12 protein-coding genes are annotated in these 13,444 nt (G+C 66.3%); 7 read left to right on the top strand and 5 right to left on the bottom strand.

The features are described from left to right. Window positions 1–134 precede the first annotated feature (134 nt). Together AC1D1F_RS15280 and asd are read left to right on the top strand one after the other, a co-directional pair. Window positions 135–323 carry a heavy-metal-associated domain-containing protein gene (locus AC1D1F_RS15280; protein WP_477665218.1) on the top strand — a complete coding sequence of 63 codons (189 nt, stop codon included), beginning with the start codon at window positions 135–137 and terminating at the stop codon, window positions 321–323. Between the two features lie 73 nt (window positions 324–396). Beyond that, a complete protein-coding gene (gene asd, locus AC1D1F_RS15275; RefSeq protein ID WP_477696629.1) occupies window positions 397–1,251 on the top strand; it encodes an archaetidylserine decarboxylase in 855 nt (284 codons plus the stop codon). Here asd and AC1D1F_RS15270 read toward each other — a convergent pair. Beyond that, window positions 1,248–2,099, bottom strand: a complete 852-nt coding sequence (locus tag AC1D1F_RS15270) for a DUF72 domain-containing protein (RefSeq protein WP_477675552.1) — start codon at window positions 2,097–2,099, stop codon at window positions 1,248–1,250. The genes asd and AC1D1F_RS15270 overlap by 4 nt on opposite strands. A 234-nt stretch (window positions 2,100–2,333) precedes the next feature. Here AC1D1F_RS15270 and AC1D1F_RS15265 point away from each other — a divergent pair, with 234 nt between their 5' ends. Together AC1D1F_RS15265 and AC1D1F_RS15260 are read left to right on the top strand one after the other, a co-directional pair. After that, window positions 2,334–3,809: a M20 family metallopeptidase gene (locus tag AC1D1F_RS15265; protein ID WP_477696628.1), complete on the top strand. Its 1,476-nt coding sequence runs from the start codon at window positions 2,334–2,336 to the stop codon at window positions 3,807–3,809. 76 nt (window positions 3,810–3,885) lie between these two features. After that, window positions 3,886–4,800 carry a lysophospholipase gene (locus AC1D1F_RS15260; RefSeq protein WP_477675554.1) on the top strand — a complete coding sequence of 305 codons (915 nt, stop codon included), beginning with the start codon at window positions 3,886–3,888 and terminating at the stop codon, window positions 4,798–4,800. A gap of 35 nt (window positions 4,801–4,835) precedes the next feature. On the opposite strand, the gene AC1D1F_RS15255 is transcribed toward AC1D1F_RS15260, so the two are convergent. The 4 genes from AC1D1F_RS15255 to AC1D1F_RS15240 are packed head-to-tail and all read right to left on the bottom strand — an operon-like array spanning window position 4,836 to window position 8,428. Next, window positions 4,836–5,309, bottom strand: coding sequence for a YidB family protein (locus AC1D1F_RS15255; RefSeq protein WP_477675555.1), 474 nt, complete (start codon window positions 5,307–5,309; stop codon window positions 4,836–4,838). A 42-nt stretch (window positions 5,310–5,351) separates the two neighbouring features. Beyond that, window positions 5,352–6,521, bottom strand: a complete 1,170-nt coding sequence (locus tag AC1D1F_RS15250) for an MFS transporter (protein ID WP_477696626.1) — start codon at window positions 6,519–6,521, stop codon at window positions 5,352–5,354. Beyond that, window positions 6,518–7,273 (bottom strand): 16S rRNA (uracil(1498)-N(3))-methyltransferase, encoded by a 756-nt coding sequence (locus tag AC1D1F_RS15245; RefSeq protein ID WP_477675557.1) that lies wholly within the window; start codon window positions 7,271–7,273, stop codon window positions 6,518–6,520. The genes AC1D1F_RS15250 and AC1D1F_RS15245 overlap by 4 nt, the downstream gene beginning before the upstream one ends. Before the next feature lie 48 nt (window positions 7,274–7,321). Beyond that, window positions 7,322–8,428, bottom strand: a complete 1,107-nt coding sequence (locus AC1D1F_RS15240) for an aminoglycoside phosphotransferase family protein (RefSeq protein ID WP_477675558.1) — start codon at window positions 8,426–8,428, stop codon at window positions 7,322–7,324. Window positions 8,429–8,533: 105 nt separating this feature from the next. Here AC1D1F_RS15240 and AC1D1F_RS15235 point away from each other — a divergent pair, with 105 nt between their 5' ends. The 3 genes from AC1D1F_RS15235 to rsmA all read left to right on the top strand — a co-directional run bounded on the left by AC1D1F_RS15235 (window position 8,534) and on the right by rsmA (window position 13,301). Continuing rightward, the gene (locus AC1D1F_RS15235; RefSeq protein WP_477696625.1) at window positions 8,534–10,996 is read left to right on the top strand and encodes an LPS-assembly protein LptD; all 2,463 of its coding nucleotides are present in this window, start codon (window positions 8,534–8,536) and stop codon (window positions 10,994–10,996) included. Next, entirely contained in the window at window positions 10,989–12,407 is a 1,419-nt protein-coding gene (locus AC1D1F_RS15230) for a peptidylprolyl isomerase (protein ID WP_477675560.1), read from the top strand. The genes AC1D1F_RS15235 and AC1D1F_RS15230 overlap by 8 nt, the downstream gene beginning before the upstream one ends. Before the next feature lie 129 nt (window positions 12,408–12,536). Beyond that, window positions 12,537–13,301 (top strand): 16S rRNA (adenine(1518)-N(6)/adenine(1519)-N(6))-dimethyltransferase RsmA, encoded by a 765-nt coding sequence (rsmA, locus tag AC1D1F_RS15225; protein WP_477675561.1) that lies wholly within the window; start codon window positions 12,537–12,539, stop codon window positions 13,299–13,301. Window positions 13,302–13,444 lie beyond the last annotated feature (143 nt).

Here is a 13,444-nt window from a genome sequence, read left to right as displayed (position 1 = left end):
CATGGGAGGGTCAAGCCCGAGGGACAATAGCCACGGAAGCGGGGAGGGTTTGGCCGGCCTGGCTTGACCCTGCCCCCATGGAAAGGTTCAGACTGCTGTTCAAACCCTTTATTTCACAACCCAAGGAATCCTCGATGGAATTCACCATCCCCGCCATGAGCTGCGGCCACTGCGCCGGCGCCATCACTCAGGCCGTCAAGTCGCTGGACCCGGCCGCGCAGGTCCGCGTGGACCTGGCGGCCAAAAAAGTCGTGGTGCAGTCCTCGCAAGACCGGCCGGCCGTGGCGGCGGCGCTCGCCGAGGCGGGTTATCCCGCACAGTAAGCCGCCTTCGGACGACGGCGGTGGCGTTTGGGCATCGATAGAATGGCCCTTCCTCCACCCTTCAAGCCGCCTAGTGTCCGACCGATTCGCCGTCCTTCCCCAATACCTGTTTCCCAAGCAGGCGCTGACTTCCTTCGCCGGTTTCGTGGCCTCGCGCGAGCGCGGCTGGGTCACCACGGAAATCATCCGCCGCTTTGTCGCCAAGTACCGGGTCAACATGGACGAGGCGCTCAACTCCGACATCGCCAGCTACCTCACCTTCAACGACTTCTTCACGCGCGCGCTCAAGCCCGGCGCGCGCCCGTTGGCGGCGGCCGAGCTGGTGTCGCCGGTGGACGGCGCGATCAGCCAGTTCGGCGGGATCGAAAAAGACCAGATCTTCCAGGCCAAGGGCCACAGTTATTCCACCACCGCGCTGGTGGGCGGCGACGCGGCGTTGGCCGCCCACTACCAGGACGGCCACTTCGCCACCTTGTACCTGAGCCCCCGCGACTACCACCGCATCCACATGCCTTGTGACGGCCGGCTGGCGCGCATGATCTATGTGCCGGGCGAACTGTTTTCGGTCAACCCGGTCACCGCGCGCGGCGTGCCGGGGCTGTTTGCGCGCAATGAACGCGTGGTCTGCGTCTTCGAATCGGCGCGCGGGCCTTTTGTGCTGGTGCTGGTCGGTGCGACGATTGTCGGCAGCATGGCCACGGTATGGCACGGCGTGGTCAACCCGCCGCGCGGCAAGGTGGTGCGGCAATGGGACTACCCTGATGAGCCGACTTCCGCGATCCGCCTGAAGCAGGGCGAGGAAATGGGCCGCTTCCTGCTGGGCTCCACCGTCGTCATACTGTTTCCCAAGGGGCCGCTGCGCTTTAACCCGGAGTGGGCGCCAGGCCGTGAAGTACGGCTGGGCGAGGCCATGGCTGTCTACAACTAGGCAGGGGGCGTAAAGCCCAGACGGCTTAAAAACGCCATGGCCGCGGCCGGCGCCCTCTCCTTGGCGCCGTTGATGAAATACACAAATACGTCGCGCGGCTTGCCTTGCGACGGTGCGTCCTCCAGCATCGGCAGGTCGGCAGGCGCACCGCCTGCGGCCCATTGCCTTGAACGCTCGGCCCAGGCGTCCAGCGCGCCTTCCTCATAGCCGGTTTCCAGGCCTGCTTCGCTCATCATCAGGCGGGCATAGGCGAAGTCGCCCGTGAGGTCGGCGAAGGACGGGAATTTGTCAGCGTCGGTAAATACGGTGGCGACCCTGTAACGGCGCGCCAGCGCCAGGTAGTCGGGCGACATAAAGCTTTCGTGGCGTACGTCGACCACGTGGCGCAGGGCCCGGCCGTCCACCTGCTTGGGCAGCAGTGACAAAAAGGCCTCGAAATCCCCGGCTTCAAACACCTTGCCGGGCATGAACTGCCAGACGATGGGGCCCAGCTTGTCGCCCAGCTCGCTGATGCCGCTTTCCGTGAAGCGCTGGATGGACTCGCCGGCCTCGGCCAGCACGCGGCGGTTGGTCGCGTAGCGCGAGGCCTTGAGGGAGAACACGAAGCCGTCGGGGGTCTCGTCATGCCACTTCTTGAAACTGGCCGGCTTGAGCGTGCCGTAATAGGTGCCGTTGACCTCGATGGCGCTCAACCGGCGGCTCGCGTATTCGAGCTCGCGGCTGTGCGGCAGGCCGGGCGGAAAGAAATTGCCGCGCCAGGGCTCAAAAGTCCAGCCGCCCACGCCCGCGCGGATGCGGGAATGAGCCGGCTCGGAAGGGCTGGCTGGGGTGCGGCTGGCTGGTGTCATGGCGGCTCCGTGGCGTGCTGGTCACTGGTTTGTTCTCCCGTCCAATCTCGTCCAGATAGGGGAGAAATGCAGAAGTTATCTTTGCCCCCGCCGGCTGCGAGCGCTGTAGCTTGAATTCTCCAATTGCGGGTCTTCCCCTGGCCGGTGGCGCGGTCTGTGTCGGAAGCGTACAGTAGCAGCTGCCGCGGCCAAAAGCCGCCCTGAAAAGCCGACAATTTCCCTCGGAGCCCTTCCATGAACGCCCCCCTGTACCGCGAAATCCCCGCCAGCATCCTCAACGCCGCCCAGGCCCTCTCCCAGGTGACCGCCCAGTGGGACGGCGACATCGTCAAACAGATCACCGACTACATCTCCATTCCCGCCAAGTCCCCCACCTTCGACAGCGACTGGGCGCAGCACGGTTTCATCGACACCGTCATGCGCAATGCGGCGGCCTGGGTCGAGGCGCAAAAGGTCGAAGGCCTCACGCTGGAAGTCGTGCGCCTCGAAGGCCGCACCCCGGTGCTGTTTTTTGAGATCCCGGCCACGCGCGCCGACTCGACGCAAACCGTGCTGATGTACGGCCACCTCGACAAGCAGCCCGAATTCACCGGCTGGCGCAATGACCTGAGCCCCTGGGCGGCCAAGTACGAGGACGGCAGGCTCTATGGCCGCGGCGCCGCCGACGATGGCTATGCCGTCTACGCCAGCATCGCCGCGGTGCAGGCGCTCAAGGCCCAGAACGTGCCCCACCCGCGCATCGTCGGCCTGATCGAAACCTGTGAGGAAAGCGGCTCCTACGATCTGCTGCCCTATGTCAACGCGCTGCGCGAGCGCCTCGGCGAGGTCGCGTTGGTGGTGTGCCTGGACTCCGGCGCGGGCAATTACGACCAGCTGTGGCTCACCACCAGCCTGCGCGGCAACGCGGCCGGCGTGCTCAAAGTCGAAATCCTCACCGAAGGCGTGCACTCCGGTGACGCGAGCGGCCTGGTGCCCTCGAGCTTTCGCATCATGCGCCAGGTGCTGGACCGCCTTGAGGACAGCAAGACCGGGCGCCTGCTGCCGCAGAGCTTCCATTGTGAAATCCCGGCCGACCGCCTGGCCCAGGCGCAGGCCACCGCCAAAATCCTCGGCGAGGAAATCTACAAGCGCTTTCCATGGGCGCACTATGACTGCGAAGGCTCCGGCAGCTTCGCCTTGCCTACCACCACCGACCCGGTCGAAGCCCTGCTCAACCGCACCTGGCGCCCTACGCTGAGCGTGACCGGCGCCGAGGGCTTCCCGGCGCTCAAGGACGCCGGCAACGTGCTGCGGCCTTACACCGCCTTCAAGCTCTCGCTGCGTTTCCCGCCGCTGATCGACGCCGGCGCGGCGGTGCAGGAACTCAAGACGCTGCTGGAAGACAACGCGCCCTACCAGGCCAAGGTGACCTTCGAAAGCAACGGCGGCGCGACCGGCTGGAACGCGCCCGGCACCGTGCCCTGGTTCGAGAACGCGCTCAACGACGCGTCGCAGAGCTTTTTCGGCGCGCCTTGCGGCACCATAGGCCAGGGCGGCACCATTCCGCTGATGAACATGCTGAGCAAGGGTTTCCCCAAGGCGCAGATGATGGTCTGCGGCGTGCTGGGTCCCAAGAGCAATGCCCACGGCCCCAACGAGTTCCTGAACGTGCCTTATGCCAAGAAGCTGACCGCCGCGGTCGCGCACGTGATGGCACGCGTTCCCGGTTGACTCGGGTGCGCCGCCCTTCTTCCCCGCATCGCGGCCTGCCGCGCGCGCTTGCCCCAGGCCAGGCTTACGCCGCCGCATGCATTCGACCATCCTAGCCCCCTTCACTGCCCGCGACGGCGAAAACCTGGCCCTGTACGAGTGGCCGCTGGACGCCTGGGCCGACGAAATGGGCCCGCACGCGCCGCCGCCGCGCGCCGTCGTGCTGCTGGTGCACGGATTGGGTGAACACGCCCTGCGCTACGACCATGTCGCGCGCCAATTGATGGAATGGGGTTTCGCCGTGCGCGCTTACGACCAGCGCGGCCACGGCGAGTCCGGCGGCGCGCGCGGCGTGCTGCCCCAAGACAGCACCTTGCTCGACGACCTGGCCGAAGTGGTCGATGACACGCGGCTGCGCTGCATGCGCATGCTGCGGGAATCCGCGGCGCCGGAATCCGCCCAGCTGCCGATCGTGCTGCTGGGCCACAGCCTGGGTGGCCTGGTGGCCAGCCGCTTTGTCTCGCTGGGCATACGCCCCGTCGACGGCCTGGTGATGTCCTCGCCGGCACTGGATGCCGGCCTCGGCCCGCTGCAGAAACTGCTGCTGGCTTTCATGCCGAACCTGGCGCCCAACCTGTGTGTGGGCAACGGCCTGGATCCGCACTACCTCTCGCACGACCCGGAGGTGGTCAGAAAATACCTGGCCGACCGGCAGGTGCACAACAGGATTTCACCGCGGCTGGGCAAGTTCATCGCGACAGCCGGCCCGGCAACGATAGCGGCCGCCGCCCGCTGGCGCACGCCGACGCTGCTGATGTATGCGGGTGCGGACCGCCTCGTTGACCCGGCGGGCAGCCGCGCCTTTGCGGAAAGCGCCGCGAATTCACGGGACGTCATGCCCGGCACAGTGACCACGCGCTGCTTTGAAGGCCTTTACCACGAGATCTTCAACGAAACCGACTCGGCGCCGGTGTTCGATAGGCTCAAATCCTGGCTGGACGCGCGCTTCTAGCCCGTTGCTTGAGGCCGGCTCCGGCCTCAAAAAAATCAGCGAGCCTGCTGCAGCAGGCCGCCCAGCATGCCCATCAGGTCTTCGCCGTTGCCCAAGCCTTGCGCGGGTGCCTGGCCTTCGGGCGTCAGGTGGTTGATGAGGCCCGGCAGCATCTGGGAAAGCTGGTTGGCGGCATCACCGGGATCCACGCCCAGCCTGGCGGCGATGTTGGATACGGTGCCGGCGCCCAGCGCGCTGGTGACCTGGTCGCCGGAAACCGGCTGGTTGGGCCCGCCGCCTATCCATGACTGGATGGCGTCGCCCAGGCCGGCCTCTTCAAACTTGCTGACCAGGCCGCCCAGCCCGCCTTGCCCGCCGTTGTTGGCCAGCATACCCGTGACGATCTGGATCAGCTGGGGATTGCTGGCCAGCATGCCGATGAGGCCGCCCAGTCCGCCGGCCGCGCCCGCCGAGTCCTGTCGGCTGTTGTTGTTGAGGACGCTGCCCAGGACGGAATCGAGTAAACCCATGACGAACTCCTCAAGTGATGAATGACGTGAGCCAAAAGGCTCTCAGGCATTCTGTGCCTTGCGACGGCCCAGTGCAAGCCAGGCCAGCGCCGCGCCGGTCAGGCCTAGCGGCAGCAGCGAACCGAGGTTCAGCAAGGCCCAGCCCTGCGTGGTGACAAGCACGCCCGACGCCAGAGAGGACATCGCCAGCACGGCAAAAATGCAGAAATTGAGCGCGCCCTGCGCCTTGTCCTTTTCCTCGGGACGGTAGGCCGTCAAGGCCAGTGTGGTGGCACCTGTGAACAGGAAATTCCAGCCCAGCCCCAGCAAAAACAGCGCCGCCAGGAACTGCTTCAGGTCCACGCCCGAAAGCGCGATCAGCACACACACCACGTTCAGCGCCACGCCCACCGCCATGATGGGCAGGGCGCCGAAGCGGCGTATCAGGTGGCCGGTGAAAAAACCGGGCGCGAACATGCCGATCACATGCCACTCCAGCACCAGCGCGACGCTGGAAAACGGCAGGCCGCAGACCTGCATGGCGATCGGCGTGGCGGCCATCAGGAGGTTCATCACCCCAAAGCCCAGGGCGCCGGCGGCCGCGGCCACGATGAAGACCGGCTGCCGCATGATTTCGCCGAGTGGCCTTCCGCCGCGTGCCGCGTGCGCCTCGGGCGGCGGCGGAAACTGGATGAAGGCCAGCAGCGCCATGGACAGCAGTGCCACGCCGGCCAGCGCCAGGTAGGCGCCGGCAAAAGGTACGTCGGTCAGCTCCCGCGTGTGGGCCGCGAGATTGGGCCCGGCGACGGCGCCCAGCAGGCCGCCGGCCATGACCAGCGAAATGGCTTTTTCGCGAAAAGCCGGCAGGGCCAGCTCGGCCGCGGCAAAGCGGTAGAGCTGCGCGTTGGCGTTGTAGTAGCCGGCCACCACCGTGGCCGCCACCAGCAGCCAGAAATTCCTGCCGTAGGCCGCGTAACAGCACAGCAGGGCCGAGGCCACGGCTACCAGCAGGCCGAGCTGGAAGGAGGCCTTGCGCCCGAAGCGCGCCTGCGTGCGCGCCACCACCGAGGTCGACAGCGCTCCGCCCACCACATAGCCCATGACGGGCAGGGTCGCCATCCAGCCCAGCGGCGCCAGGTTCAGCCCGACCAGGCCGTTGATGGCGATGAAGGTGACGTTGTTGGTCAGGAACAGGCCCTGGCAAACGGCCAGCAGCCAGAGGTTGCGGTTCATGCGGCACCGCCCAGTGTCAACAGCGACAGGCAGGCCAGCGGCGCGGTTTCGGCCCGTAGCACGCGCGGGCCCAGCGTGACGGGGCTAAAGCCCCGGGCAATGGCCGCGGCTTCTTCGGCGAGGCTGAGGCCGCCCTCGGGGCCGCTTAAAAATGTCAGCGGACCGCTGCCCGGAATCGCCTGGGCCAGCGGCCGGCTGCCTTCGCGCAGCGACAGCAGCAGCCGGCTTCCGCCCGCGGCCGCATCTTCCAGGCCTTTGAGCCAGTCGGCCAGGCTGGCGACGTCGTGGATCAGCGGCACGCGGCTGCGGCCGCACTGCTCACAGGCGGCGACGGCCACGCCGTGCCAGTGCGCGATTTTTTTGTCGGCGCGTTCGCCCTTGATGCGCAGCACGCTGCGCTCGCTCATCAGGGGCTGGATGCTGGCCGCGCCGAGTTCGGCGGCTTTTTCGACCAGCCAGTCCATGCGCTCGTTGGCGGGCATGCCGACCGCCAGGTGGATGGCGCGGCCGGCCTCGCGCGCCGTGGGGTTGTAGGCGCCGACGATCACCTCGACCTCGCTGCGGCCCATGCGCGCGACCGTGGCGTCGAATTCCCCTTCGCTGCCGGGCTGGCCGTCGCCCCTGCCGTTGAACAGTGAAAGCGCGTCCCCGGGCTGCAGCCGCAGGACCTGGACGTGGCGGGCGGCGGCCGGCGGCAACTGGACCGTCGTGCCCGGCACCAGCGCCATGTCGGCATAGAAACGCGCGCTCACGGCACGGCCCTGGCGGCGGGAGGGCGGTGGAGGGAGTGCTTCATGCGGTCAGAACGTGTAGCCTACGCGGGTTTCATTGCCTTCGATCTCGTCGAGCAAGACCATCAGCGGGCCCAGCTGGCGGTAGCGCGCGGCGGTGTTGCGGGCGTAGCGGATGAAGCGCGGCGTGTCGGCCAGGTATTTGGGCTTGCCGTCGCGCAGCGTGAGGCGCGCGAAGATGCCCAGAATCTTGAGGTGGCGCTGCAGGCCCATCCATTCGACGGCCCGGTAGAACTCGCCGAAATCGTCGCCGACCGGCAGGCCCGCCTTGCGGGCCTTCTGCCAGTAGCGCACGGTGATGTCGAGCACAAAATCCTCTTCCCAGCTCAGAAACGCATCGCGCATCAGGCTGGCGATGTCATAGCTGATGGGGCCGTAGACCGCATCCTGGAAGTCTAGTACCCCAAGCGGCGGCGCGTCCGCGAGAGCCGCTGGTGAGCCGCTTGGGATCATCAGGTTGCGCGGCATGAAATCGCGGTGCACAAACACCCGCGCACCTTCGAGCGAATTCAGGTTGCTGGCCTTGATCTGTTCAAAGAGAACGTTCAGCTTTTCCTGCAGGCCCGTGTCCAGCGGCAGCTTGCGGTGTTTGGCGACATACCAGTCGGGGAACAGCGAGAGTTCGCGCGACAACAGCGCCTCGTCATAGGGGGGCAGCACGCCTGGTTTCGAGGCAAGCTGCCAACGCACCAGCGCGTCCACCGCATGGGTGTACAGCTCGTAGTGGGCGGAGGTGGGGCTGGCAATCGCGTCAACCGCGGCGGGAGGCGCGATCAGCTCCATCATGGTTTGCGCGCCGAGGTCGCTCAGCAGCATGAAGCCCAAAGGTTCGTCCCATGCCAGCACGCGCGGCGCGTTGAGGCCCGCCTCCGCCATCAGGCCGGCGACCTTGGCGAAGGGTTTGCAGTCTTCCTGCGCGGGCGGCGCATCCATGATGATGCAGCTGCCCTCGCCCGATGCGGCGTCGACCCTGAAATAGCGGCGAAAGCTGGCGTCGGCCGATGCCGGCCTCAGCGTGCCGGCCTGCAAACGATGCAGGCGGGCCATGTCGGCCAGCCAGTTGTCGAAGGCGGCGGCGCGTGCCGGGTCGGCCCAGGCGATGGACGGCGCGGTCATGCTTGCGCGGCCTTCGCCGGGCTCGGCTTCTTTATTCTGGGGATGGGCTGGAGGGTCATGGATAATCGGGCCTGATTTTACAAACGGGTTTATCTCACATAAACGATGCGCCGCGCATCCCCCTCGCCTTTTATTCTCTCTCCGGTGGCTCTTGCTGTCTCCAGGCTGGTCGTGTTTTGCGCCACGCTGGGGATGACTGTTGCGGGGACGGCGCACGCCCAGGCGGTGCCCGCGGCGCCGGCAGCGGCGCGTGGCGCGCCAGCTCCCACGCCGGCGGAGATGGCGGAGTCCGAGGGCGCCCTGAAGCTCAAGCCCACCCCCATGCTGGCCGAGGAAGTCTCCAGCGACCCGCAGGACCGGGGGCCGACGTTTGTCTTCGGCGACCGTGTGTCGGGACGCCCGGACCTGGAAACCGTGATCGACGGCAATGCGGAACTGCGGCGCGGGGCCACCTCCATACGCGCCGACCGCATCGAGTATTACCAGCCCGACGACCAGCTCAAAAGCCGCGGCAACGTGCGCATCAACCGCGCCGGCAACCGCTTTCAAGGCCCCGAGCTGGAGCTCAAGCTGGACCGGTTCGAGGGCTTTTTCACCACGCCCGATTACCGCTTCCTGAGCAACGGCGGCAACGGCCGGGCGCTGCGGGTCGATTTCCTCGACGAGAAACACCTGACGGCCGAGCGCGCCACCTACACCACCTGCGAGCGTGATGACGAGGCGAGCTGGCAGCCTGCGTGGGTGCTGCGCGCCAGCCGCTTCGAGTTCGACCTGGAGACCGAGGTCGGCGTGGCCCACAATGCCGTCGTCCGCTTCAAGAGCGTGCCCATCCTGGCTTTTCCCAGGGTGAGTTTTCCGCTGAGCGACAAGCGCAAGTCGGGCCTGTTGCCGCCTACCATCAGCATGGGCTCGACGAACGGGTTTGAGTTTCGCCAGCCGTATTACTTCGACATCGCACCCAATCGGGATGCCACCTTTTCACCGGCGATCCTGAGCAAGCGCGGCGTAGACCTCGCCGGCGAGTTCCGTTACCTGGAACCCAGTTACCAGGGCGAACTGCGTGCCAATTACCTGCCCAGCGACAAGCTGCGCGACCGGGACCGCTGGTCCTACGGCTACCAGCACACCGGCACCATTGCCACCGGCCTGGCTTCGGTCGGCAACCTCGGCCTCAACCTCAACCTGAATCGTGTCAGCGACAACGATTACTGGAAGGATTTTCCGGCACGCTCCGGTTACACCACCCAGCGCCTGCTGTCCCAGGATGCCACCCTGACCTGGGGCAGGGGATTCTTCTCCAGCACCCTGCGAACCCTGAAGTGGCAGACCTTGCAGGACGTGACCTCGCCCATCGTCCCTCCGTATGACCGGCTTCCGCAGCTCACGGCCGCCTACACCCGGGTGGACGCCCCCCTGGGAGGGCTGGGCAACGGCTTCGACTGGTCGATCGAGGGCGATTACACCCGCTTCTCCGCGGACCGCACGCTGACGAACCAGCCCAACAGCAACCGGGCTTTCACCAAGCTGCAGATCAGCCGTCCCTGGCTGTCGTCGGCGGGTTTCATCACGCCCAAGGTGCAGCTGCATGCCACCAGCTACCAGTTCGACGCGCCGCTGGTGGGCGGGGCGAAGACGGCCTCGCGTGTGGTTCCGACCTTCAGCCTGGACAGCGGCCTGCAGTTCGAGCGTGAGGCCAGCTTCCTGGGCCGCAATTTCACCCAGACGCTGGAGCCGCGGGCTTTTTATGTCCGCACGCCCTACCGCGACCAGAGCCTGCTGCCCAACTATGACTCCGGCATCAACGACTTCAACTTCGCGACCGTCTTTACCGAGAACGCTTTTGTCGGCAATGACCGCATTTCCGACGCGAACCTGCTGACACTGGGTGTGACCTCCCGCCTGCTGGATCCCGCGACCGGCGCCGAAGCCGTGCGCGTCGGTATCGCGCAGCGCCTGCGCTTTGAAGACCAGCGGGTGACCCTGCCCGGCGCACTGCCGGTTACCGACCGCATCAGCGACATACTGGTCGGCGCGTCCGTCAACTGGGTGCCGCAATGGTCTTTCGACAGCACGGTGCAATACAACCCCAAGACCCGGCAGTCCGAGCGCGCCTCGTTCGGCGTGCGTTATAACCCGGGCAATTACCGCGTCATCAGCGCCGCATTCCGGCGCCAGCGCAACGTCAGCGAGCAGATCGATGTGGGCTGGCAGTGGCCCATCAACGACCTGTGGGGCGACAAGGGCAAGGACCTGGGTCCCGGGCAGGGCCAGGGGCCGGGGCGTTATTACGCGGTCGGCCGGCTGAACTACAGCGTGCTGGACAAGCGGCTGGTCGACTCCATCATCGGCGTCGAATACGACGGCTGCTGCTGGATAAGCCGCGTCGTGCTGCAGCGCTCGCAGACCAGTACCGGCACTTCCGACACCCGGATCATGTTCCAGCTGGAGCTGGTGGGCTTCTCCCGCATTGGCGGGAACCCCCTGGAAACCCTCAAGTCAAATGTCCCGCGCTACCAGTACCTGCGTGAGAAAATCGAGGCTCCAAGCCGCTTTACCACTTATGACTAATATCCGTTTTCTTCCTGAACTCTCCCCAAGCCTGCCGCGCGCCGCCGCCCTCACCCTGGCGCTTTCGGCCTTGCTGGCGGTTCAGGTGCAGGCCCAGGGGCTCAAGCCGTCCAATCCCCTGCGCCTGTCCGACCCGGCTGCCGCCGCGCGCGCCCCGGCCCAGGGTGGCGGCGGGCAACGCCAGGCCGATTTCATCGTCGCGGTGGTGAATTCCGAGCCGATCACCAACAGCGAGGTCCGCCTCAAACTGATACGCACCGAGCAGCAGATCCTCCAGCAGGGCACGGCCCTGCCGCCGCGCAGTGAACTGGTGCCGCAGATCCTGGAGCGCATGATCAGCGACAAGGCGCAGCTGCAGCTGGCACGCACCTCGGGTATCCGGATCGATGAAAACACCATCGAAAACGCGGTCCAGACCGTGGCCAGCCAGAACCAGATCTCGGTGGACCAGCTGCGCAGCCGCCTGAAGGGGGACGGCATCGACTACACCCAGTTCCGCTCCGAAGTGCGCGATGAGCTTCTGGTGGGCCGCTTGCGCCAGCGCGAACTGGAGTCGCGCGTCACCGTGAACGAGCAGGAGATAGACCAGTTCCTGCGCGACCAGGAAGGCGGCGGCGCCGAGCCTTCCGCCTTGGCCCTCAACCTGGGCGAAATTCTGGTGCCGGTGCCGGAGAACGCCACGCCCGACCAGGTCGCGGCGCTGCAGGCCAGGGCCCAGCAGGTGGTGGATCGTGCCAAGGCCGGCGGCGATTTCGCTGCGCTGGCCGCGGAGTTCTCCGCATCCGCCACACGCGCCACCGGCGGCCAGATGGGCCTGCGCACGGCGGACCGCTATCCCCCCCTCTTTGTCGAAGCAACCAAAAACCTGCAGACCGGCGGACTGGCCGGCCCGGTGCGAAGCGGCGCGGGCTTTCACATCCTCAAGGTGATCGAGAAGCGCCAGGGCGGTATGCCCGGCGCCACCGTGACGCAGACCCATGCCCGGCACATCCTGCTGCGCTTGAACCCCAAACAGACGGAAGCCACCGCGACGGAAAAACTCGCCGAGCTCAAGAAACGTGTCCAGGCGGGGAAAGCCGATTTTGCCGCCCTCGCCCGCGAAAACAGCGAGGACGGTTCGGCCAAGGAAGGCGGCGACCTGGGTTGGGCCAGCCCCGGCATGTTTGTGCCTGAGTTTGAGAAGGTCATGAACAGCCTGGCACCCAACCAGGTCTCCGATCCACTGGTGACCCGATACGGCGTGCACATCATCCAGGTGCTGGAGCGCCGCGACACGCAGCTCTCGCTGCGCGACCAGCGCGAGATCGCGCGTAACGTGCTGCGCGAGAAGAAGCAAAACGAAGCTTACGCACTCTGGGCCCAGGAGGTCCGTGGCCGTGCGTATGTGGAGTATCGTGATCCTCCTCAATAATGTGGCCCCCACGGTCGCTCGCTTCGCGTAGCTCCCTGCCCCTTTCCTCACGAAAGGGGCCGTTGCGCCTGCGGTCTGGCAAAGCCAGTCCCGCGGCCCCTGCTGGTTTAGGGCGTGAGGCCGCTATATATGAAACACATCCCGCGCAAACGCTTCGGCCAGCATTTCCTGACTGACCAGGGCATCATTGAAGGCATCGTCCAGGCGATCGCGCCGCGGGCTGGCCAGGCTGTGGTGGAAATCGGGCCCGGGCTTGCGGCCTTGACGCAGCCGCTCGTCGAGCGCCTTGGCAAGCTGACGGTGATCGAGCTGGACCGTGACCTGGCGCGGCAACTGCGCGAGCACCCCCAGCTCAGTGTGGTCGAATCCGACATCCTCAAGGTCGACATCCGTGAACTGGCGCACACCGCTTGCGCGCAGGGGCAAAAGCTTCGGGTCGTCGGCAACCTTCCGTACAACATCTCCACGCCTATCCTGTTCCACCTGCTGGATGCGGTCGACGTGATTGAAGACCAGCACTTCATGCTGCAAAAGGAAGTCATAGACCGCATGGTGGCCGCACCGGCCACCAGCGACTACGGCCGGCTCAGCGTGATGCTGCAGTGGCGCTACGCCATGGAAAACGTGTTGTTCGTGCCGCCGCACAGCTTTGACCCGCCGCCGCGCGTGGACAGCGCGGTGGTGCGCATGGTGCCGCATGCCGTGCCGGCGGCGCTGGATGTCAAGCTGCTCAGCGAACTGGTGCAGGTGGCTTTCAGCCAGCGCCGCAAGCTGCTGCGCCACACGCTGGGGCAATGGCTCACCGCGCGGGGCTTCGGCGGAACTTTTGACGTGCAGCGCCGTGCCGAGGAAGTGCCGGTGGCCGAGTACGTCGCGCTGGTGCAGGCGCTTTAAGCCGGAACGGCAACAGCCGGCATAAAAAAAGCCCGTCAAGGACGGTCTTTTTTTGCGGGCGCTTGCGGCGCCCACGATGTCGTTTTTGCTTTAAGCAGCGGCGAGCCAGTAACCCGCGTTAAACGGGCTGCTCATGCGCAACG

Source organism: Polaromonas sp. P1_H6 (assembly GCF_056405195.1).
Note: the sequence above shows the minus strand (reverse complement) of the source record. Positions and strands in the feature narration are given on the sequence as shown.

What these genes read in the sequence shown, in the direction of transcription:
- AC1D1F_RS15235 (WP_477696625.1), top strand. Translation starts at nt 8,534, where the DNA reads ATGCGCCGCGCATCCCCCTCGCCTTTTATTCTCTCTCCGGTGGCTCTT.
- AC1D1F_RS15255 (WP_477675555.1), bottom strand. Translation starts at nt 5,309, where the DNA reads ATGGGTTTACTCGATTCCGTCCTGGGCAGCGTCCTCAACAACAACAGC.
- AC1D1F_RS15240 (WP_477675558.1), bottom strand. Translation starts at nt 8,428, where the DNA reads ATGACCGCGCCGTCCATCGCCTGGGCCGACCCGGCACGCGCCGCCGCC.
- AC1D1F_RS15270 (WP_477675552.1), bottom strand. Translation starts at nt 2,099, where the DNA reads ATGACACCAGCCAGCCGCACCCCAGCCAGCCCTTCCGAGCCGGCTCAT.
- AC1D1F_RS15280 (WP_477665218.1), top strand. Translation starts at nt 135, where the DNA reads ATGGAATTCACCATCCCCGCCATGAGCTGCGGCCACTGCGCCGGCGCC.
- AC1D1F_RS15260 (WP_477675554.1), top strand. Translation starts at nt 3,886, where the DNA reads ATGCATTCGACCATCCTAGCCCCCTTCACTGCCCGCGACGGCGAAAAC.
- AC1D1F_RS15230 (WP_477675560.1), top strand. Translation starts at nt 10,989, where the DNA reads ATGACTAATATCCGTTTTCTTCCTGAACTCTCCCCAAGCCTGCCGCGC.
- AC1D1F_RS15250 (WP_477696626.1), bottom strand. Translation starts at nt 6,521, where the DNA reads ATGAACCGCAACCTCTGGCTGCTGGCCGTTTGCCAGGGCCTGTTCCTG.
- rsmA (WP_477675561.1), top strand. Translation starts at nt 12,537, where the DNA reads ATGAAACACATCCCGCGCAAACGCTTCGGCCAGCATTTCCTGACTGAC.
- AC1D1F_RS15265 (WP_477696628.1), top strand. Translation starts at nt 2,334, where the DNA reads ATGAACGCCCCCCTGTACCGCGAAATCCCCGCCAGCATCCTCAACGCC.